At 41.6% G+C, this 19053-nt stretch carries 18 protein-coding genes and 1 other RNA gene; 7 read left to right on the top strand and 12 right to left on the bottom strand.

Annotation, left to right across the window (positions count from 1 at the left end; translation table 11 throughout):
* Positions 1 to 43 precede the first annotated feature (43 nt).
* The 4 genes from ACUN2T_RS05380 to acrR form a co-directional block, all read right to left on the bottom strand.
* Entirely contained in the window at positions 44 to 592 is a 549-nt protein-coding gene (locus ACUN2T_RS05380; RefSeq protein ID WP_445496599.1) for a biotin transporter BioY, read from the bottom strand.
* Between the two features lie 40 nt (positions 593 to 632).
* A complete protein-coding gene (locus ACUN2T_RS05375) occupies positions 633 to 1262 on the bottom strand; it encodes an energy-coupling factor transporter transmembrane component T family protein (protein ID WP_445496598.1) in 630 nt (209 codons plus the stop codon).
* Positions 1259 to 1933 carry an energy-coupling factor ABC transporter ATP-binding protein gene (locus ACUN2T_RS05370; RefSeq protein WP_445496597.1) on the bottom strand — a complete coding sequence of 225 codons (675 nt, stop codon included), beginning with the start codon at positions 1931 to 1933 and terminating at the stop codon, positions 1259 to 1261. The genes ACUN2T_RS05375 and ACUN2T_RS05370 overlap by 4 nt, the downstream gene beginning before the upstream one ends.
* Before the next feature lie 415 nt (positions 1934 to 2348).
* Positions 2349 to 2990, bottom strand: coding sequence for a multidrug efflux transporter transcriptional repressor AcrR (acrR, locus tag ACUN2T_RS05365; protein WP_445496596.1), 642 nt, complete (start codon positions 2988 to 2990; stop codon positions 2349 to 2351).
* Between the two features lie 129 nt (positions 2991 to 3119).
* On the opposite strand from acrR, the gene ACUN2T_RS05360 reads away from it, so the two are divergent.
* The 4 genes from ACUN2T_RS05360 to ACUN2T_RS05345 all read left to right on the top strand — a co-directional run bounded on the left by ACUN2T_RS05360 (position 3120) and on the right by ACUN2T_RS05345 (position 8739).
* Positions 3120 to 4310, top strand: a complete 1191-nt coding sequence (locus ACUN2T_RS05360) for an efflux RND transporter periplasmic adaptor subunit (RefSeq protein WP_445496595.1) — start codon at positions 3120 to 3122, stop codon at positions 4308 to 4310.
* Positions 4311 to 4328: 18 nt separating this feature from the next.
* Positions 4329 to 7478: an efflux RND transporter permease subunit gene (locus ACUN2T_RS05355; protein WP_445496594.1), complete on the top strand. Its 3150-nt coding sequence runs from the start codon at positions 4329 to 4331 to the stop codon at positions 7476 to 7478.
* A 778-nt stretch (positions 7479 to 8256) separates the two neighbouring features.
* On the top strand, positions 8257 to 8331 hold the full coding sequence (locus tag ACUN2T_RS05350) for a hypothetical protein (RefSeq protein WP_445497807.1): 75 nt from the start codon (positions 8257 to 8259) through the stop codon (positions 8329 to 8331).
* 204 nt (positions 8332 to 8535) lie between these two features.
* On the top strand, positions 8536 to 8739 hold the full coding sequence (locus ACUN2T_RS05345) for an HHA domain-containing protein (protein WP_011147992.1): 204 nt from the start codon (positions 8536 to 8538) through the stop codon (positions 8737 to 8739).
* Between the two features lie 79 nt (positions 8740 to 8818).
* Here the strand turns inward: ACUN2T_RS05345 and ffs are convergent.
* Positions 8819 to 8915, bottom strand: an RNA gene (gene ffs, locus ACUN2T_RS05340) — signal recognition particle sRNA small type.
* Positions 8916 to 9045: 130 nt separating this feature from the next.
* A complete protein-coding gene (locus tag ACUN2T_RS05335; RefSeq protein ID WP_445496593.1) occupies positions 9046 to 9492 on the bottom strand; it encodes a YbaY family lipoprotein in 447 nt (148 codons plus the stop codon).
* Positions 9493 to 9743: 251 nt separating this feature from the next.
* Between ACUN2T_RS05335 and tesB the strand changes: the two genes are divergently transcribed.
* The gene (gene tesB, locus ACUN2T_RS05330) at positions 9744 to 10607 is read left to right on the top strand and encodes an acyl-CoA thioesterase II (protein WP_445496592.1); all 864 of its coding nucleotides are present in this window, start codon (positions 9744 to 9746) and stop codon (positions 10605 to 10607) included.
* Between the two features lie 72 nt (positions 10608 to 10679).
* Here the strand turns inward: tesB and amtB are convergent, their stop codons facing one another.
* From amtB to ACUN2T_RS05305, 5 genes are all read right to left on the bottom strand, one after another.
* Positions 10680 to 11963 carry an ammonium transporter AmtB gene (gene amtB, locus ACUN2T_RS05325; protein WP_445496591.1) on the bottom strand — a complete coding sequence of 428 codons (1284 nt, stop codon included), beginning with the start codon at positions 11961 to 11963 and terminating at the stop codon, positions 10680 to 10682.
* 22 nt (positions 11964 to 11985) lie between these two features.
* Positions 11986 to 12324, bottom strand: coding sequence for a P-II family nitrogen regulator (gene glnK / locus ACUN2T_RS05320; RefSeq protein ID WP_445496590.1), 339 nt, complete (start codon positions 12322 to 12324; stop codon positions 11986 to 11988).
* Between the two features lie 177 nt (positions 12325 to 12501).
* Positions 12502 to 14286, bottom strand: a complete 1785-nt coding sequence (locus tag ACUN2T_RS05315; protein ID WP_445496589.1) for a SmdB family multidrug efflux ABC transporter permease/ATP-binding protein — start codon at positions 14284 to 14286, stop codon at positions 12502 to 12504.
* Positions 14279 to 16048 carry a SmdA family multidrug ABC transporter permease/ATP-binding protein gene (locus ACUN2T_RS05310; protein ID WP_445496588.1) on the bottom strand — a complete coding sequence of 590 codons (1770 nt, stop codon included), beginning with the start codon at positions 16046 to 16048 and terminating at the stop codon, positions 14279 to 14281. The genes ACUN2T_RS05315 and ACUN2T_RS05310 overlap by 8 nt, the downstream gene beginning before the upstream one ends.
* A gap of 86 nt (positions 16049 to 16134) precedes the next feature.
* Complete coding sequence (locus ACUN2T_RS05305; protein ID WP_445496587.1) at positions 16135 to 16596, bottom strand: Lrp/AsnC family transcriptional regulator; 462 nt, start codon at positions 16594 to 16596, stop codon at positions 16135 to 16137.
* Positions 16597 to 16722: 126 nt separating this feature from the next.
* Between ACUN2T_RS05305 and ACUN2T_RS05300 the strand changes: the two genes are divergently transcribed.
* On the top strand, positions 16723 to 17775 hold the full coding sequence (locus ACUN2T_RS05300) for a PLP-dependent cysteine synthase family protein (RefSeq protein ID WP_445496586.1): 1053 nt from the start codon (positions 16723 to 16725) through the stop codon (positions 17773 to 17775).
* A gap of 32 nt (positions 17776 to 17807) precedes the next feature.
* On the top strand, positions 17808 to 18506 hold the full coding sequence (gene queC / locus ACUN2T_RS05295) for a 7-cyano-7-deazaguanine synthase QueC (protein ID WP_445496584.1): 699 nt from the start codon (positions 17808 to 17810) through the stop codon (positions 18504 to 18506).
* 28 nt (positions 18507 to 18534) lie between these two features.
* On the opposite strand, the gene ACUN2T_RS05290 is transcribed toward queC, so the two are convergent.
* On the bottom strand, positions 18535 to 18942 hold the full coding sequence (locus ACUN2T_RS05290; protein WP_021323860.1) for an acyl-CoA thioesterase: 408 nt from the start codon (positions 18940 to 18942) through the stop codon (positions 18535 to 18537).
* Positions 18943 to 19053: the final 111 nt, after the last annotated feature.

Raw genomic sequence — 19053 nt, 5'->3', positions numbered from 1 at the left:
TGACCAGGATAATTTTGGTCCTCACGCCGCCAAGATCAGCAATTTAAGAGCGTGGTTCAAGAGTCGGGTAAGCCCGGCGAACAGTTCTCGCAATTAAGATAACCAGTACGATTTTGATAATGTCACCCGGAATGAATCCCATCGAACCTATGGCTGCTTGCCAGAAGCTGATATTGGCAAATGCCGCAACCCATGGAATACCCATCACGTAGACAATCACAATTCCACCAAAGACAAGAAATATAGCCTCTTTAAAGGTGCTTAGTTTTGCAAGATTCCACTCATACAAGTAGCCGATAACAAAAGCGGCAATCGGCCACGCCAAAACAAAACCACCACTTGGACTGAAAAATACCCCCAATCCTCCCATACCTCCCGCCATTACCGGTAATCCAACTGCAACAAGAACACAAAAGAGCAATAATGCTAATCCACCTCGTTTCGCACCAGCAATAGCGCCGGCAAACATCGCTCCCATTGATTGGGCTGTTATCGGAACGCCTATAACGGGAAGCGCCAATGGTGGGAATAAACCCAGTGCTGCGGTTAGCGCAGCAAATAGTGCTATATAAACAATATCTTTCGTGGACATTTAATCCCCTCATTTTTTCGATAAAGCCACAAACTAGGTTTTATTTGCTGCTTGATTTCTTTCTCTCAAACCCTGGATCGTAAGACCGGGCTTCAATAGCAGCAGAAATATCATCTGCCATTTTGAGAGTTCGCACGATAACGGGTACGGCAATTGCTATGACACTCTTATCGAGACCTCTTGCTTTCTGCGCCTCCCGTACTTCTTCTGTAATTGACGCGAGAACAGGAATAAACCGCAAGGCAAGAGATAGAGCCAGGCTCACTTTTCCTGGATTGATTCTAAAATAATACAACCACCAAAGACCCTTTTCCAATGCATCGATCATATCGGAGGAACGAGTAGTAAGGGTGACAAGCGAGGCTAACAGCAAAAGTGAGGCAAGACGAACGACTACAAGTACACCGGCAGTCCAGTGATGTAGAAACACCTGGACTATAAAAATAAGCACGAAGATCCACATAGCAGGTCGTAGTTGCGCCCAGGCAGCTCTTAATGAGATTCTGGCTAATGAGTATAAAAGTACGATACCTACCAACGCTGCAATAGAAAGATCGATGCGCGGAACGATAAAGAGTAATGTCCCCAAAATGAGCAAAGAAATAATTTTGAACCCAGGGCTAACTCGATGCACAAGTGATGAACCAAGATCATACCCAGACAAGCTCATGACATCATCCTTACATATTCAGGAATAGCAACAGAGGGAATATCATCGACAACCACATGACCATCATCAAAAACGAGCACACGATCAAACCCCGCCAAAAGCTCAAGATCATGAGAAACTATGATCACAGTTTGAGATAAGTTATCGATTGCTTCAGCAACACGACGCTTGTTGCGTAAATCCAGTAAAGTCGTAGGCTCATCGAAAATTATGTAAGCAGGTTCCATCACGAGAACACCAGAAATTGCCAAGAGTTGTTTCTGACCGCCACTTAAAAGATGGGCTGGATGCTCCCTAAACTGAAGTAAACCATATCGTGAAAGTACCTCCTGCGTTCTTTGCTGAATTGTCTCCTTGGTAAAACCGAGATTTTTCATTCCAAAGGCCAAATCCTCTTCAACAACTGGAAAGACAATCTGATTATCAGGATTCTGGAATACAAAACCAACCTTGCGCCGGATCGCTTTACCCTCCGTTCTGGTATTCAGACCCTCCACCAAAACATCACCACATTTCGGTACCAGTAATCCATTAAGAAGACGCGCAAATGTGCTCTTGCCGCAACCGTTGCTACCTATGACGGCAATTCGCTTTTCCTTCAATTGCAAATTTAAGTCTTTCAATACCACACGCTCGCCGTAAGCATGCGTTACATTTCGTATTTCCAGCATAGATGGTTATCCCTCAACAATTGTGACTAGCTACAAAACACGGTATCAACTTAGCACTCTATCTGACTGCAAAATCCGTAGGGCAAATTCAACCAACGTAATGATCTCCACACCATCAAATAAACATAACTTATTGATATTAAATAATTTAACCCATTTTTCCGAATTTAAATAATACATTTTTCTCAGACAGAATCTTCGGAATTTGTTTTAAGTTATAGTTTTTCTTTGGTCACTATCCTACAAGGCCAGCAGCAGAAATACCCGATATTAGAAATAATTTCGGCTCAGTGACTAAGTTTTATTCCTTGTATATAGCAGTAAATAAACAAAGAGCATAAGATAATGACTGTTGACCATTAGCCGCATTGTTAGCAATTACCAAAATAGAATTTACCTCTATTATTCTGGTTTTTCATTTTTCTGTGACTTTCATATGCTCACTATATTTAAGCATATCGATAAAACTATCCACTAACGGTTCAGCTTCTTTCTGAATATCAAAACTGTCTGGTGCAAATAACCAATTCTCCAGTAAACCAGTTATCAACCCTCTCAGCATGATAGCGGCTTGCCGCAGATTAAGATTACAAGGAAGCTGACCTGAGGCAATACAGTCGGAAAGTGACTCTTCAATACGAACATAGTCTGCAACACACAGTTCTTGACGAACTGCCACCAAAGCAGACATTTCACCAACAAACTCACATTTGTGGAAAAAAATCTCCATCAATAGCCGGTTTTTCGGATCGTCAATGACCGACGTCAGGATATGAATTATTAAAGTTCTTAAAATCAGGAGTGGATTATTGGGATATTTTCCTTGATACTCTTTTTCTAATTCGTCAATCTTAGAATCTGTTATTCTACAAGCTTCGGAAAACAGGTCTACTTTATTTTTAAAGTGCCAGTAGATTGCACCTCGGGTTACTCCAGCCGTTGTGGCAATATCTGTCAGTGAAGTAGCAGAGACACCGCGCTCAGAAAACTCTTTTATAGCTGCGTCTATAATCTGTTGCCGGGTCTCCTCAGCCTGTTGTTTAGTTTTTCGTGCCATATACTCTGTTTTTAACCTGAAGCTGATTTACATACATTCATGTATGTTTGTATTATAGCATGCTGCTATTAATGGAGTAGTGGTTTTACGGATTGAAAGGTCAACATCTAAAAATATTGAGGTTTACTTATGCGAATAAACAGGGGAGTTTTGCCTCTGACTACAGTACTGGTACTCTCAGGCAGCTTAGCTCTTTCAGGATGTAACGACAAAGACTCTCAGCAAGTTGCTGAAAATCAACAGGCTCCTGAAGTCGGTATCGTGACGCTGAAAACTGAACCTCTGATGGTCACAACTGAACTGCCAGGCCGAACATCAGCCTTCCGTATTGCAGAAGTTCGTCCACAAGTCAGTGGTATAATTCTGAAGCGAAACTATAAAGAAGGAAGCGATGTAAAAGAGGGGACTTCTTTATACCAGATAGATCCAGCAACTTACCAAGCTGCCTATGATAGTGCTAAAGCTGATTTGGCTAAAACTCAGGCTAATGCGGAAATAGCACGCCTGACAGTGAACCGTTATAAACCACTGTTAGGTACAAACTATGTTAGTCAGCAGGAGTTTGATAAGGCCAGTGCTGACTCTGCACAGGCGAATGCTGCGGTACTAGCGGCAAAAGCGGCTGTAGAGACTGCCCGCATTAATTTGGCATACACCAAAGTTACAGCACCAATTAGCGGTCGTTCCGGCAAATCGACTATAACTGAAGGAGCTCTGGTTTCTGTTGGTCAACCAACAGCAATGACAACCATTCAACAGTTGGATCCAATTTATGTGGATGTCACTCAGTCAAGTGATGACTATCTACGTCTTAAAAATGAAATCACCAGAGGTATCGTACAGAAAGAAGGTAAAGCCAAAGTTCACCTAGTTATGGAAGATGGTAAAAATTACAGTGAAACAGGCTATCTGGAATTTTCCGATATCACTGTAAATGAAACAACCGGTTCTATCACCATCCGTGCAATATTCCCTAACCCAAATGAAAAATTGCTACCAGGTATGTTTGTTCGCGCAAAACTGGAAGAAGGTATTCGTCGGGATTCAATACTGGTTCCTCAGCAAGGAATTACCCGCACACCTCGTGGCGAAGCTACAGTCATGGTGGTCGGTAAAGGCGAAAAAGTCGAACCACGCATTATCACGGCAAGCCAGGCTATTGGTGACAAATGGCTGGTAACTTCCGGTCTGAAAACAGGTGATCGGGTTATCGTTACTGGTTTGCAAAAAATTCAACCTGGCATACCAGTTAAGGCAGAAGAAGTGGATTTAGATGCAAAACCTGCTACGAACCAAGCTGAGCCTGCAAAAAAGTCTTAATTAAGGAGTCGGTGATTCATGCCTAAGTTTTTTATAGATCGGCCAATCTTTGCATGGGTAATCGCAATTATTACCATGCTGGCTGGGCTGCTGGCAATTATGAAATTACCCGTGGCGCAGTACCCAACTATCGCACCACCGGCGATTTCTATCTCCGCAACTTATCCCGGCGCAGATGCCACTACTGTGCAAAACACAGTTACTCAGGTTATCGAACAGAATATGAATGGTATCGATAATCTGGTTTATATGTCTTCCGACAGTGACTCTGCTGGCAACATGAATATCACGCTAACTTTTGAAGCGGGTACTAATCCTGATATTGCACAAGTACAGGTACAGAACAAGCTACAACTGGCTATGCCTCTGTTACCACAAGAAGTACAGCAGCAAGGGATACATGTGGATAAGTCCACGAGTTCTTTCCTAATGGTTGCAGGGTTCATTTCTGATGATGGATCCATGTCACAGGAGGATATCGCTGACTATGTTGGTGCAAACGTCAAAGACCCGTTAAGCCGTGTAACTGGTGTGGGTGATGCAATGCTGTTTGGTAACCAATATGCAATGCGAATTTGGTTGAATCCTGACAAGCTCGTTGACTACAAAATGACGACTCTGGATGTAATAAATGCAATCAAAGCACAAAATAACCAAATAGCCGCCGGTCAGTTAGGGGGAACCCCTCCCGTTCCAGGTCAACGGCTGAATGCTTCGATTATTGCCCAAACACGTCTGACTTCACCGGAAGAGTTCAGCAATATTCTTCTGCGCGTTAATACTGATGGTTCTCAGATCCGTCTAAAAGATGTGGCAAAAGTGGAGTTAGGGGCAGAAAGTTACAATATAATTGCCCGCTTTAACGGTAAACCCGCTGCTGGTGTCGGTGTCAAACTGGCAACAGGTGCTAACGCTCTGGATACGTCAAAAGCGGTAAAAGAAGCGCTAAAAAATATGGAGCCTTTCTTCCCGCATGGGCTGAAAATCGTCTATCCATATGACACCACGCCATTCGTTAAAATCTCTATTAACGAAGTAGTGAAAACACTGGTTGAAGCAATTATGCTGGTGTTCGTGGTTATGTACTTATTCCTACAAAACTTCCGAGCAACACTTATTCCAACCATTGCGGTTCCAGTCGTACTGCTGGGAACATTTGCAATACTCGCCACATTTGGCTATTCAATAAATACATTAACTATGTTTGCCATGGTTCTCGCGATTGGCTTACTGGTAGATGATGCCATTGTTGTGGTGGAAAACGTTGAACGTGTTATGCAAGAAGAGGGTCTATCGCCGAAAGAAGCAACCAGGAAATCAATGGGGCAAATCCAAAGCGCCCTGGTTGGTATTGCCATGGTGCTGTCTGCTGTATTTGTCCCAATGGCTTTCTTCGGCGGTTCAACCGGTGCGATTTATCGTCAATTCTCGATCACCATCGTATCTGCAATGGTACTGTCTGTACTGGTGGCATTAATCCTAACACCGGCTCTGTGCGCCACCATGTTGAAACCTATTGCTAAAGGCAGCCACGGTAAACAGACTGGGATCTTTGGTTGGTTCAACCGCATATTTGATAAAAGTACCCACCACTATACTGACAGTATCGGCCGTATTCTGCGCAATACAGGCCGCTATCTGGTGATTTATGTATTGCTGGTTGCTGGTATGGCTGTCATGTTCACTCGTCTGCCATCCTCCTTCCTTCCTGAAGAAGATCAAGGGGTATTGCTGACAATGGTTCAATTACCTTCAGGTGCAACACAGGAACAGACACAGAAAGTTCTGGATGAAATAAGTGACTACTTCGATACAGAAGAAAAAGATCTTGTGGTTTCTGTATTTACAGTAAGTGGCTTTGGTTTCAGTGGTCAGGGGCAAAACACTGGTCTGGCATTTATAAGCCTGAAAGACTGGAGTGAGCGTTCTGATGCTAAAAGCAAAGTACCTGCTATTGTTGCCAGGGCAAGTGCTCACTTCCAGAAAATCAAAGAAGGTATGGTTTTTGCGTTTAACATCCCGGCAATTGTAGAGTTAGGTTCAGCAACCGGCTTTGATTTCGAATTAATTGACAAAGCAAACCTTGGACATAATAAACTGACCGAAGCTCGTAACCAATTGCTTGGCATGATACAAAAACATCCAAATATGTTAGTGGGTATTCGCCCTAATGGTCAGGAAGATACCCCTCAGTATCGGGTTAGAATTGATCAGGAAAAGGCAGAAGCTTTAGGTGTTTCTATCTCTGATATCAACTCGACACTAAGCACGATGTTTGGTGGCAACTATGTGAACGACTTTATCGACCGTGGTCGTGTCAAAAAAGTTTATGTTCAATCAGAAGCACCTTATCGTATGCTGCCAGGTGATATCTACAAACTATATGTTCGTAACAAACAGGGTGAAATGGTTCCATTATCTGCCTTTGCAGATATGTCTAAAGAACCATGGACCTATGGCTCGCCACGTTTGGAACGTTATAATGGTTTGCCATCCATGGAAATTCTGGGTGAAGCAGCTCCAGGTAAAAGTACCGGTGATGCAATGGCTCTGATGGAAAAATTAGCATCCCAGTTACCAAATGGAATCGGTTTCGACTGGACAGGCATGTCTTATCAGGAACGCCTGTCAGGTAATCAGGCACCTGCTCTTTATGCACTGTCATTGATAGTGGTATTCCTCTGTCTGGCTGCACTGTATGAAAGCTGGTCAATTCCATTCTCAGTTATGCTGGTAGTACCACTGGGTATCGTTGGAGCCTTGTTAGCAACAACATTCCGAGGCTTGGATAACGATGTTTACTTTAAAGTCGGCTTGCTGACTACCATCGGTTTATCGGCAAAGAACGCAATCCTAATCGTTGAGTTTGCTAAAGACCTGATGGAAAAAGAAGGAAAAGGGTTGATAGAAGCTACGCTAGATGCCGTAAGAATGCGTCTTCGCCCAATCCTAATGACATCATTGGCATTTATGCTGGGTGTTATCCCTCTGGTACTGAGTAATGGTGCAGGTTCCGGCTCTCAAAATGCAGTAGGTACTGGGGTATTGGGCGGAATGATTGCTGCAACCTCGCTAGCTATCTTTTTCGTACCTGTGTTCTTTGTCGTTATCAAACGACGTTTTAGTAAGAAAGCAGAGGAGATTGAACCCGCGTCAGAATCTCGCTAATCACTAATGCAACTAAAAAATAATCAGAGAAGGCCGTTAAAACGGCCTTCTTAAATATAATAGTTGCCTGCATCAGGCAAGATTCCGATCATTAATCTAACTGCTGAATTCTTACATAAATTCATTTAAATTTAATTAAAATCACCACTTATGAGTAAAAAATATCTTTAAAAATCCAAGCATTACTGACTTTAATAAAATTAACGGGAAAATTGTTGGACAAAAGCTGCTTTATCTTTTTTTACACTAAATGACAAAAAACAATACCAGCACATAGTGACTTATGTAATAATGATGTTATATTCATTGATTATTGTAGCCATCAGGCTATAATCTGCTGTTATGGGTACCTGAGGATAATACTGTTTTATATAAGCCCATATATTAACTCGCATATACCAGCCATATTTATAGTTTATTACGTTAAGGTGTGAGTTTTTGTTTAAGAGGTGATTCTGATTTACTAAAAGCAAATCAGGGTTTCCTGTAAAAAAGATAAATAATCCCAAAGAACGATTATAGACACATAATAATAATCTCTTGAAAAAAATTTCTATAATATGTGCATATGTTTAGTGTTTGACTCAAATTAAGTAATACCATACATATACGGGAGAGATACATAGCATGGATGAATATTCACTAGGATGACATGACATTGCTGAATTAAAATGCTGATGTGAGAATCTAAGGCAAGAAGCACCTCTAGTGACAGAGTACATTGAGACTGGTTGTGTAAATAATTCTTACGTCACAGAATAATTTAAAGCTAAATGAATTGATTGAGTACATATCAACTTTAGTTCAGCGCTTTAAAATAAAATATTCTGATGATTTCAGCCATCTCACTTGAATTGATAAATTTTTTTATAATACATATACTTATGCTTCTTTTTGGAAACGAAGAAGATTAGCTTTTATAAACTTACGGAATGGTAAAAAACTAATGAATGTTTAACCAGTATCCTGTTACACGATTTAAATTGCTCCCTGAGCAAAATTTGATTGAATATTTTACTAAATAATTTTTTATATATCTTAAATAAGAAAGGCGACTATGACTAAAACTGATTATCTGATGCGTTTAAGAAAATGCACCACAATTGATACACTGGAACGTGTGATTGAAAAGAACAAATATGAACTTTCAGGAGACGAACTTGAACTATTCTACTCTGCTGCGGATCACCGACTAGCTGAGCTGACCATGAATAAACTGTATGACAGAATTCCACCTTCTGTGTGGAAATACGTTCGCTAAAATAGTTTTCATCAGGTAGAAAGTGATCCGGGCCGGTAAAGTGCTATCGGCTTATTGGATTATTAATAATTGGTGAGGGCTCTGCCAGCGACATCCCGGCACACACATCCCCTGCTATGGCTGCTTCCTTCCGGACCTGACCAAGTTAACAAGTTAGCGTTGCGGGAGAACCAACAGAGCCCCCATTGACGTGTTGCTTTAACTTCAAAGCGACACCATTATCATTCATACCTATCTAAATAGCAAGACAAGCAGGCCCAAATGATGCTTTATTGCACATTACAAGTAAATACACAAGGAAATGTATTATCTGACATCTTTCAACGTAATTTCGATATCTTTAGTCTGTCCATTATTAATCACCTCATATGAAGTATCTGTAACAAACATCAAACGATTATGCAGCGAAACAGAAGCACTGACAACAATACGTGCATATGGCTTAATTTCGCTTGGCCGGTAAGGCAGAACAAAATGGAAAGGTGATTGTTTCCCACCTAAACGTTCTACCTTCTTGGACAGAGTAACTGAAGGCGCATCAGCCAAAGATATATCAGATAAAGTCACTGTCAGAACCGCATCCGCTGGCAACGCTATACGCTGCAATATATTAATATTGCCTTCAACAAAAGAGCGTTTTACTGGATTTTCAATCTTTTCCACCTGAGTATCTACTATCTCAGGACCTTTACCATTACACCCAACCAAAGCAACCGCCAGTAATACGCTCGCAAGGAACTGCCATAATTTCATACACATTCCTCCACTATTCACTAATCTATATGAATAATAAAATAAATTGAAATATCAAACCGTTAAATCTAAACCGCCTGGATTATAGATTAAAAACTTGAATATAAAACTCCAATTATTCTCATATTCTTTATTGCACTACTATCAGGACTTAAAACGTTTACAATTTAGTTATTTATTTATCATTTATTAATGGGACAATAATCATCTCTTGTACTCTCTGATAACCAAATAGAAAACAAAGGTATATTATGAGCAAGGCATTAAAGAATCTGATAAATTTGATGAACTTAGAAAAAATTGAGGAAGGTATTTACCGGGGGCAAAGTAAAGATTTGGGCTTTCCTCAGGTTTTCGGGGGACAAGTGATTGGCCAGGCACTTTATGCTGCCAAACAAACCGTTGTTGATGACCGGATGAGCAATTCTTTCCATAGCTATTTCTTACGCCCCGGTGACAGTAGCAAACCCATCGTCTATGATGTCGAGCTCCTACGCGATGGAGGAAGTTTCAGTGCCCGGCGAGTCAGTGCGATTCAGAATGGTAAGCCTATCTTTTATATGACCGCCTCATTCCAAAGTCATGAAGAAAGTTTTGAACACCAGAATATGATGCCGGATGTCCCCTATCCAGAAGAACTTATCCCTCAGGACGAAATTGCGAAAAAAATGTCGCATCTGCTGCCGCAGAAGATGCAGAATATTTTTCTTCACCCCTGCCCGTTGGAAATGAGACCAGTAAAATATTACAGTCCATTCAATTACCTACCAGAAGAACCTGTACGCTATGTTTGGTTCCGCAGTAATGGCGACATGCCTGCTGATCCTTTTATGCATCAATATCTGCTCGGATACGCCTCTGATTTTAATTTCCTACCAACAGCATTGCAGCCACATGGTGTTGGGTTCCTTGAGAAAGATATTAAGATAGCAACTATTGACCACTCTATGTGGTTCCACCGTCCGTTTAAACTAGACGACTGGTTACTCTATGCTATAGATAGTCCATCAGCTTCTGGAGCCCGTGGTTTTGTTCGTGGGCAGATTTATAATCATGAAGGTGTACTTGTTGCTTCCACTGTACAAGAAGGGCTAATCAGGAAACGGAACAAATAAAAATAATAAAGGCAGCAAATAAGAAACCAGCATCACACTTACGGTCTTATTGCTGCCTGTTTATATCACAGATTAATTATAAGCACTCTCTCCATGGGAATTAATATCCAGACCTTCTCTTTCAATTTCAACAGTAACCCGCAGCCCTACCAGCAGATCTGCTATTTTAAAAGCAATAAAAGAAACAATTACCGACCAAACCACACAGATCAATATACTAAAAGCCTGAATACTCACTTGTTCCAACATGGTTATACCCTCTGCATAACCGGTTCCGCCCAATGATTTCGCTGTAAAAACTCCAGTTAGGAGACAACCCACGATCCCACATATGCCATGTATACCAAATACATCACACACATCATCAACACGTAACCACCGCTTTAAGGCCACCACGCCCCAAAGCCCGGCAAAACCCGCGATTAAGCCAATAATTAGTGCACCACCAACACCAACCATTCCCGCAGCAGGTGTAATACCAACCAGTCCAGCAATACAACCTGAACATGCCCCTAAAAGAGAAGGTTTATTACGGAAAAGCCATTCTGCAAAAACCCATGACAGAATAGCGGCGGCAGTCGCCACAATTGTATTCAAAAATGCCAGAGCCGCGATTTCATTAGCCGCACCAGCAGAACCCGCATTAAAACCAAACCAACCGATATAGAGCACAGCAGTACCGATGAAGACCATCGGCAAGTTATGCGGTTTAAATGCCTCTTTCCCAAAACCAGTACGTTTTCCCAGTAAGTAAGCACCAACCAATCCAGCTACAGCAGCATTAATATGTACAACTGTACCACCAGCAAAATCTAACGCACCATCCTGTGAAAGAACACCTCCGCCCCAAACCATATGTGCCATGGGTAAGTAAGAAAACGTTAACCACAGCACACTGAAAATTAACAAAGCCGGAAAACGAATACGCTCCCCTAACGCGCCAATAATCAAAGCAACAGTGATACAAGCGAAAGAGCCCTGAAATGCCACATGAATTAACTGATAAAAATTGCCGCTTAAGTTCGTAATTGCCAAATTCTTTAACATCATTTGACTAAAACTACCAAAAAAACCATTCCCAGGTTCAAAAGCCAGACTATAACCGTAAATCACCCACAATACACATACCAGAGCAAAACTCACCATAACCTGCGCCATCAGCGATAAAACGTTTTTGCTCCGTAACAATCCACCATAAAATAGAGCAATTCCCGGAATTGTCATAAACAGAACAAGTACTGTACAAATCATCATAAAAGCATTATCAGCGCTATCAGCAACGCCTTCCGCTGCCTGAGATAATGAGGGTAAAAAACTGGCCACAATACCGGTAGCCACAGATAATTGTCTTTTCATATATATATTCCCTATCAGTGACTTATATTGCCGCATCGTTAGTTTCACCTGTTCTGATACGGATCGTCTGTTGTAATTCGATGACAAAAATTTTACCATCGCCAACTTTTCCGGTGAAAGCCGATTGCTGAATTGCATGAATTACCTCCTCAACTAACTCATCTGCTACAGCAATATCTATCTTTACTTTAGGTAAAAAATTGACGCTATATTCAGCTCCACGATAAAGCTCTGCATGTCCTTTCTGACGACCAAATCCTTTTACCTCTGTTATAGTCATCCCTTGAACACCAAGATCAGAGAGAGCTTCCCTAATATCCTCCAATTTGAATGGTTTTATAATTGTCGTAATGAGCTTCATATATCCCCCGCCATCCGGCTATTGTGTTTGCAATAAGGAAATAGCAAGAGGTGTGCCAGAAATTAAAAATATATAAAAATCAAGTAATAATAGAGTAAATAAAAACCACGGAGAGAAGAAGAGAGGAGAGCAACGAATGTACTCTCCCGTTAGCGCACCAAATTAGTGCAAATTCGATTAAATCAACATCTCTTTCTCAGAGATTGTGCCACATTCATTTAATGTATCGCTTACTTGTTGTAACTGATACATCTGATAGTAACGTCCACGTCTTACCAATAATTGTTGATGGCGTCCTTGTTCAATAACTGCACCACGATGCAGCATCAGAATAGTATCAGCCTCCACAATAGTGGACAGACGGTGAGCAATCACGATCAGTGTTGTTTGCTGACGAATCAATCGTAAAGCCTGTTGTACCGCTTGTTCCGTACCAGAATCAATATTTGCTGTCGCTTCATCAAGGATCAAAATTTGCGGTGCTTGCACTAACACTCTCGCCATAGCAAGCAATTGTTTTTGGCCGGCTGACAACGTATTGCCCTGCTCTCCCAAGATAGTATGAAGGCCATCAGGAAACGTGCGCACTAACTTAGCTAATTGCACAGTTTCCAGTACCTGCCAAACCTTCTCTTCTGAAATATTCCGACCAAGCGTAACATTGTTAAAGAAAGAGTCAGCAAGAACGACAGGATCCTGCTGAACCATTGCCACACCATTACGCAATACCGAATGAGACAAAGATGATACAGGCCTACCATCAAGGTAAATCTCCCCTTTCTGCCACGGGTAATATCCCATCAGTAAATTTGCCAGCGTACTTTTCCCACTACCGGTATGACCAACTAAAGCCACAAAACCATAAGCCGGAACCTGTAAGTCAATATCTTGTAAAACTATTTTGTCATCACGGTAGGAAAAACTAACATTTTCTATATCAATTCGACCACTGGATAAGGGTTGACTATCCATACCATAACCTTGTTGAGGGCTATCCATTAATTCAAATATCCTCTCACCAGAAACTACAGCCTGTTGCAGGATTGATTGCTGAGAAGTCAGTTCGATTAGTGGTTCATTCAACCGCCCAAGATAATCGATAAAAGCATACAATACCCCGACACCGATCACTCCTGCTCCACTGAACCCAAACAACACAATGAGACCGCACAACACCATAGTAGACAATAAACTCAGTAATGGACGTAACAAAATCCCATCTAATCGCAGCGCCTGCATTCTCGCTTTAAAATGAGCACGATTTGTTGACAACATACGTTCACCAAAACGCGCCTGCTGCCGGAACTGCTGAACAACACTCATTCCATTGATGACCTCATTAAAATGATCATTAATATCAGCTAAATAACTGCGTATCCGCCGGACAATTGGCGTACTTAGATGCTGATATATCGCCATGACAATCAACACGACAGGAAAAATAAGAATGGCAATCAATGCCATACGCCATTCCAACACAAACATAGCAATCAGCATCGTACCAATCAATGCAATGCTACGGAATACCGTAGGAACCACATTGACATAAAGATCTTTAATGACCTCAGTATCGTTCGTTACACGGGAAATCAACTGCCCTACCGGTTGATTATCAAAAGCACTCAGCGGCTGACGTAATGCTGCATTCATCACATCAGTACGAAGTTGCTGAACCATATCAACTGACACTTGATTGAACAATAAAGCCTGGAAATAGTGTAATGCGGCCGTAATCAATTGCAGAGCAATAAAGGTTACAGACAGCCCAATAATCACCCCTATTGGCATATTACCCGTTGCAACCATATTATCGATAAAGTAGCTAATCAGAATCGGGCCACTGACTTCCGCAATTGCGGCCCCCCACAGCATCAGTACCGCCATTCCCAACGGCTTACGATAATTTTTTCCATAAACCAGCAAACGTTTCAGAGACGGCCACAATCGACGAACCTTAGTCATCTTTATCTCCCTCAGTGGCTTCCTCGTCATCTAATGCTGCTTCGAGCTGCTGATAATGATACATATCACGGTACCATCCTGGCTGCTCCGCCAGTTGCTGATGCCGTCCATGATGTATAACAGAACCTTGCTGTATCACCAGAATATTATCAGCATCAGTTAATGCAGACAGGCGGTGGGCACTGATAATAACCGTACGTTGTTGTCTCCACTGGTTGAGGTTTTGTAAGATATTGTGTTCAGTTTGCCCATCAACCGCAGATAAAGCGTCATCCAGAATCAAAATCTCTGCATCTAAAAGCAATGCTCTTGCAATAGAGATGCGCTGCTTCTGCCCACCAGAAAGCATCACTCCACGCTCGCCCACTTCCGTCTGATACCCTTCAGGTAAACGAAGAATATCTTCATGAACATTGGCAAGACGGGCAACTTCTTCGATCTGTTCCTGTGTTGCCTCTGGATGCCCCAAAGCAATATTCCCGGCAACGGTATCTGAAAATAGAAAAGGAGTTTGATTGACAACAGCAAACCGTGCTCGCCATTCATCTAACCGGATATCTGCAATTTTAATCGACTGGAAAAGAATTTCCCCATCAGTCACATCAAACTGTCTCTGTATCAACGCAAGTAGTGTGCTCTTACCGGAACCCGTTGGGCCACATATCCCCAGTAACTGTCCGGGTGATAACCGGAAGTTAATTTGACTCAGAATAGTTTTGTTACTTTGCGGATAATGAAACGTTTTGATATTCACATTCAGAATACTACGCTCAGGAGATAAATGACGGTTACCATCCGCAATAACCGGAGGCTCCTGCAATAAGCTACGGATACGACTATATGCAGCACTTCCCCGTTCAACGATATTAAACATCCATGCCAACGCTAACATTGGCCAAATCATCAGGCCAAGGTACATCACAAAGCTAGTAAGCTCCCCAAGAGTCAAAACACCATTCAGCACCATCCAGCTACCACCACCGATAGCCAGAAAGTTTGACATACCGATAGCAATAAAAATTGTCGGATCAAATCGGGCATCCACCCTGGCAACATACATATTCTTACGACCCGCTTCCACAGCAACCTGTTCAAACTGATTTGATTGCAGATCTTCAAGACCAAACGCCTTGATCATGCGAATGCTGGTCAGACTTTCCTGAGCCTGGTTATTCAGAGCAGAAAAGGCACCTTGTGCAGATTTAAAGCGATGATGAAGTTGATCACCATATCGTTTAATGATAATTGCCATAATCGGCATAGGTAACAAAGACAATAAAGTTAACTGCCAACTAATTTGTACACTCATCATAATCAGCACTGCGCAACCCATAACCAACGAGTCAACTAAAGTGAGCACCCCCTCACCCGCAGCAAATACCACACGGTCCACATCATTAGTAGCACGGGCCATCAAATCACCCGTACGGTGACGCAGATAAAACTCAGGGGTTTGTCGGCTAAGTTGCCGGTAAAAATTATTCCGTAATTTAACCGCTAATTGATATGACGCCCCAAACAACCACAAGCGCCATATATAACGCAGAATATAAACAATCAATGCAATGACTAGCATAACACCAATCCACACCATCAGTTGGTGAGATGACATAGAACCAGCACGGATGCCGTCAACAATAACACCTACCAGATATGGAGGAACCAGTAGCAGAATAGAAATGATAATAAGCAGAATCACTGCGCCAAGATAGCGACGCCACTCGCTGCGGAAGTACCAGCTTAATTGAGAAAATAATCTCACACGCGTATATCCTGAAATAAAAATAGATAGTGTGAATGTTGAACAACATTCATAATAATGAAGTTAATTCATTGATTAATAATTAGTTAATCTGGTATCGGTAATGCTGTAGTGTACTTGATTTTTTCCATTGCAAAGCTGGATGTAACATCAATCAATCCCGAAACACCATTAACCATGCGCTTGTAGAAGAGATCATAGCTTTTCATATCCACAACTTCTACATGCATCAGATAATCACATTCACCGGCCATACGGTAAAAAGCCAAAACTTCTGGCATTTGCTTTATAAATGCAACAAATTCCTCATACCAGCTACTGTTATGCTGCTGAGTTCTGATCATAACAACCACTGTCAATCCTAACCCTAATTTTTCACTATCAAGCAAAGCCACTTTGCCAACGATATAGCCTTCGTCTTCAAGCCGTTTTAAACGTTTCCAGCAAGGGGTAGAGGTAAGATTAACAGCTTCCGCCAACGCATTCAGAGACAGGCTACAATCTTTCTGTAGTAACTTAAGCAACTTGCGGTCTGTTTTATCTAACATAGCCACCTCTTATAGAAAATTTTTCCACAAAGAAACCACATATTGAAAAAAATAACAATCCATTTCTCCCAGTATAAAGTTAATCTACTCATCATCAATTATATTCTAATTAAGAGTTAACAATTTATGTCGCACAGCTGGACAACCAAGGCAATCAAAGAGATTCAGGCAGATTACCAACGCAGTTCTGATACTCATCTCATCCGCCTTAATTTACCGGCTTTTCCAGGTATCCATTTATATCTGAAAGATGAAAGTACCCACCCAACCGGCAGTCTAAAACACAGGCTTGCTCGTTCTTTATTCCTTTACGCACTTATCAATGGCTGGATCAAGGAAGATACTCCAATTATTGAATCCTCATCGGGTAGTACTGCTGTATCCGAAGCCTATTTCGCCCGTCTACTTGGATTACCTTTTATTGCTGTTATGCCCTCATATACCGCAAAACGTAAAATTCAAGAAATTGAATTCTACGGCGGTAAATGCCATTTTGTTAACCATCCAGCGCAAATTTATGACGAATCAGAACGACTAGCGAAAGAATTAAATGGTCATTATATGGATCAATTCACTTATGCTGAACGTGCAACAGACTGGCGGGGTAATAATAATATTGCTGAAAGTATTTTCCGCCAGATGCAAATGGAACCATTTCCTGAGCCAGATTATATCGTTATGAGCGCTGGCACTGGCGGGACTTCCGCAACATTAGGGCGCTATATCCGTTACCAAGGGTATAACACCAAGCTGATTGTTGTTGATCCAGAAAACTCTGTATTTTATGACTGCTTCCGTCAAAATTGTTGTGATATTCGTGGCAATTACAGCAGCAAAATTGAGGGTATTGGCCGTCCCCGGGCAGAGCCTTCTTTTATTCCTACAGTTATCGATGACATGATACAAATACCAGATTGCGCCAGCATTGCAACGATTTACTGGCTGGAAAAATTACTGGGCAGAAAAGTTGGAGCATCTACGGGGGCCAATGTTTGGGGTACACTCCTGCTTGCCAATCAAATGCATGAACGTGGAGAACAAGGAGCAATAGTCACCTTACTGTGTGACAGTGGTGAACGTTATCTCGACACTTATTACAACCCAGATTGGGTAAAAAATAATATCGGCGATATCTCACCTTACCTCAAGCAGCTACCCAATCTCCAAGGTTATAAGTAACATAACCGTTTTATTCCAATGAGGATGTTACAATGAGACGAGCTGTTGTTGTATTCAGTGGTGGGCAAGATTCCACTACATGCCTGATTCAGGCAATTAATCAATATGATGAAGTACATTGTGTCACTTTTGATTATGGTCAACGCCATCGTGCCGAAATTGATGTTGCATGTGATATCAGCCATTCTCTTGGTGTTATTGCACATAAGATAATTGATGTCACATTACTTAACGAACTGGCTCTCAGCAGTCTGACTCGTGATAACATCCCTGTCCCTAACTATAGTGAAAGTGAAAAAAGCACCCTACCCAGTACATTTGTCCCTGGCCGTAATATTTTGTTCCTGACACTGGCTGCTATATATGCTTACCAAGTTGAAGCTGAAACAGTTATCACTGGTGTATGCGAGACTGATTTCTCTGGCTACCCTGATTGCCGTGATGAATTTGTTAAGGCACTGAATAAAGCTGTAAGCCTTGGCGTTGCCCGTGATATCCACTTTGAAACCCCATTGATGTGGCTCAACAAAGCTGAAACCTGGGCATTGTCCGACTACTATCAGCATTTAGATTTTGTCCGTAGCCAGACACTGACTTGTTATAACGGCATCCAAGGTAATGGGTGTGGTACATGTGCAGCTTGTCATCTCAGAGCTAGCGGACTGGAGCAATATCTGAATGCGCCTGAGAAAATAATGACTGAAATGAAAGCAAAAACACATTTAGCCTAACTTAAAGGACAATGAGAACATTCTCCTCTCATTGTCCCGTTTTCATCAAAGCTCCCATGATTTCACGTAATTCACCTTCAATAGACAATGCTTTTTGCGTTTTCCTATCAATCCACACAAATGTGGTTTTAGCATCTGTGATGAGTTGATTATCCCTCTTGCGTATTATTTCCTGCGAAAATACACCACTTCTGTTTCTCAACTCAGTCAATCGGCAATCCACTTCCAATTCATCACCAAGAACAGCTGAACTACGATAATTAATATTCATGTTAACCACCGCAAACCCAACATTATTTTTCTGTATCCATTCCACTACAGAGTGCTTATATAGCCATTCCCATCGGGCACTTTCCATAAATTCCAAATAGCGGGCATTGTTTACATGTTGAAATAAATCGATATGATAACCATGAACTTTTATAATTGAACTCATAATATTTCCTAACGTTAACGTCACTCATCTGACCAGACTTGGTTAACAATAGCAAAACAAAAAATTTACACGAATTAAAGTGATTTATTTGCAACTCCGATCACAACATCC

This window comes from Photorhabdus machadonis, from assembly GCF_052657765.1.
Note: the sequence above shows the minus strand (reverse complement) of the source record. Positions and strands in the feature narration are given on the sequence as shown.

Excerpts from the sequence above, each read along its gene's own strand:
- ACUN2T_RS05380 (WP_445496599.1), bottom strand. The coding sequence starts at position 592 with ATGTCCACGAAAGATATTGTTTATATAGCACTATTTGCTGCGCTAACC.
- ACUN2T_RS05375 (WP_445496598.1), bottom strand. The coding sequence starts at position 1,262 with ATGAGCTTGTCTGGGTATGATCTTGGTTCATCACTTGTGCATCGAGTT.
- ACUN2T_RS05370 (WP_445496597.1), bottom strand. The coding sequence starts at position 1,933 with ATGCTGGAAATACGAAATGTAACGCATGCTTACGGCGAGCGTGTGGTA.
- acrR (WP_445496596.1), bottom strand. The coding sequence starts at position 2,990 with ATGGCACGAAAAACTAAACAACAGGCTGAGGAGACCCGGCAACAGATT.
- ACUN2T_RS05360 (WP_445496595.1), top strand. The coding sequence starts at position 3,120 with ATGCGAATAAACAGGGGAGTTTTGCCTCTGACTACAGTACTGGTACTC.
- ACUN2T_RS05355 (WP_445496594.1), top strand. The coding sequence starts at position 4,329 with ATGCCTAAGTTTTTTATAGATCGGCCAATCTTTGCATGGGTAATCGCA.
- ACUN2T_RS05345 (WP_011147992.1), top strand. The coding sequence starts at position 8,536 with ATGACTAAAACTGATTATCTGATGCGTTTAAGAAAATGCACCACAATT.
- ACUN2T_RS05335 (WP_445496593.1), bottom strand. The coding sequence starts at position 9,492 with ATGAAATTATGGCAGTTCCTTGCGAGCGTATTACTGGCGGTTGCTTTG.
- tesB (WP_445496592.1), top strand. The coding sequence starts at position 9,744 with ATGAGCAAGGCATTAAAGAATCTGATAAATTTGATGAACTTAGAAAAA.
- amtB (WP_445496591.1), bottom strand. The coding sequence starts at position 11,963 with ATGAAAAGACAATTATCTGTGGCTACCGGTATTGTGGCCAGTTTTTTA.
- glnK (WP_445496590.1), bottom strand. The coding sequence starts at position 12,324 with ATGAAGCTCATTACGACAATTATAAAACCATTCAAATTGGAGGATATT.
- ACUN2T_RS05315 (WP_445496589.1), bottom strand. The coding sequence starts at position 14,286 with ATGACTAAGGTTCGTCGATTGTGGCCGTCTCTGAAACGTTTGCTGGTT.
- ACUN2T_RS05305 (WP_445496587.1), bottom strand. The coding sequence starts at position 16,596 with ATGTTAGATAAAACAGACCGCAAGTTGCTTAAGTTACTACAGAAAGAT.
- ACUN2T_RS05300 (WP_445496586.1), top strand. The coding sequence starts at position 16,723 with ATGTCGCACAGCTGGACAACCAAGGCAATCAAAGAGATTCAGGCAGAT.
- queC (WP_445496584.1), top strand. The coding sequence starts at position 17,808 with ATGAGACGAGCTGTTGTTGTATTCAGTGGTGGGCAAGATTCCACTACA.
- ACUN2T_RS05290 (WP_021323860.1), bottom strand. The coding sequence starts at position 18,942 with ATGAGTTCAATTATAAAAGTTCATGGTTATCATATCGATTTATTTCAA.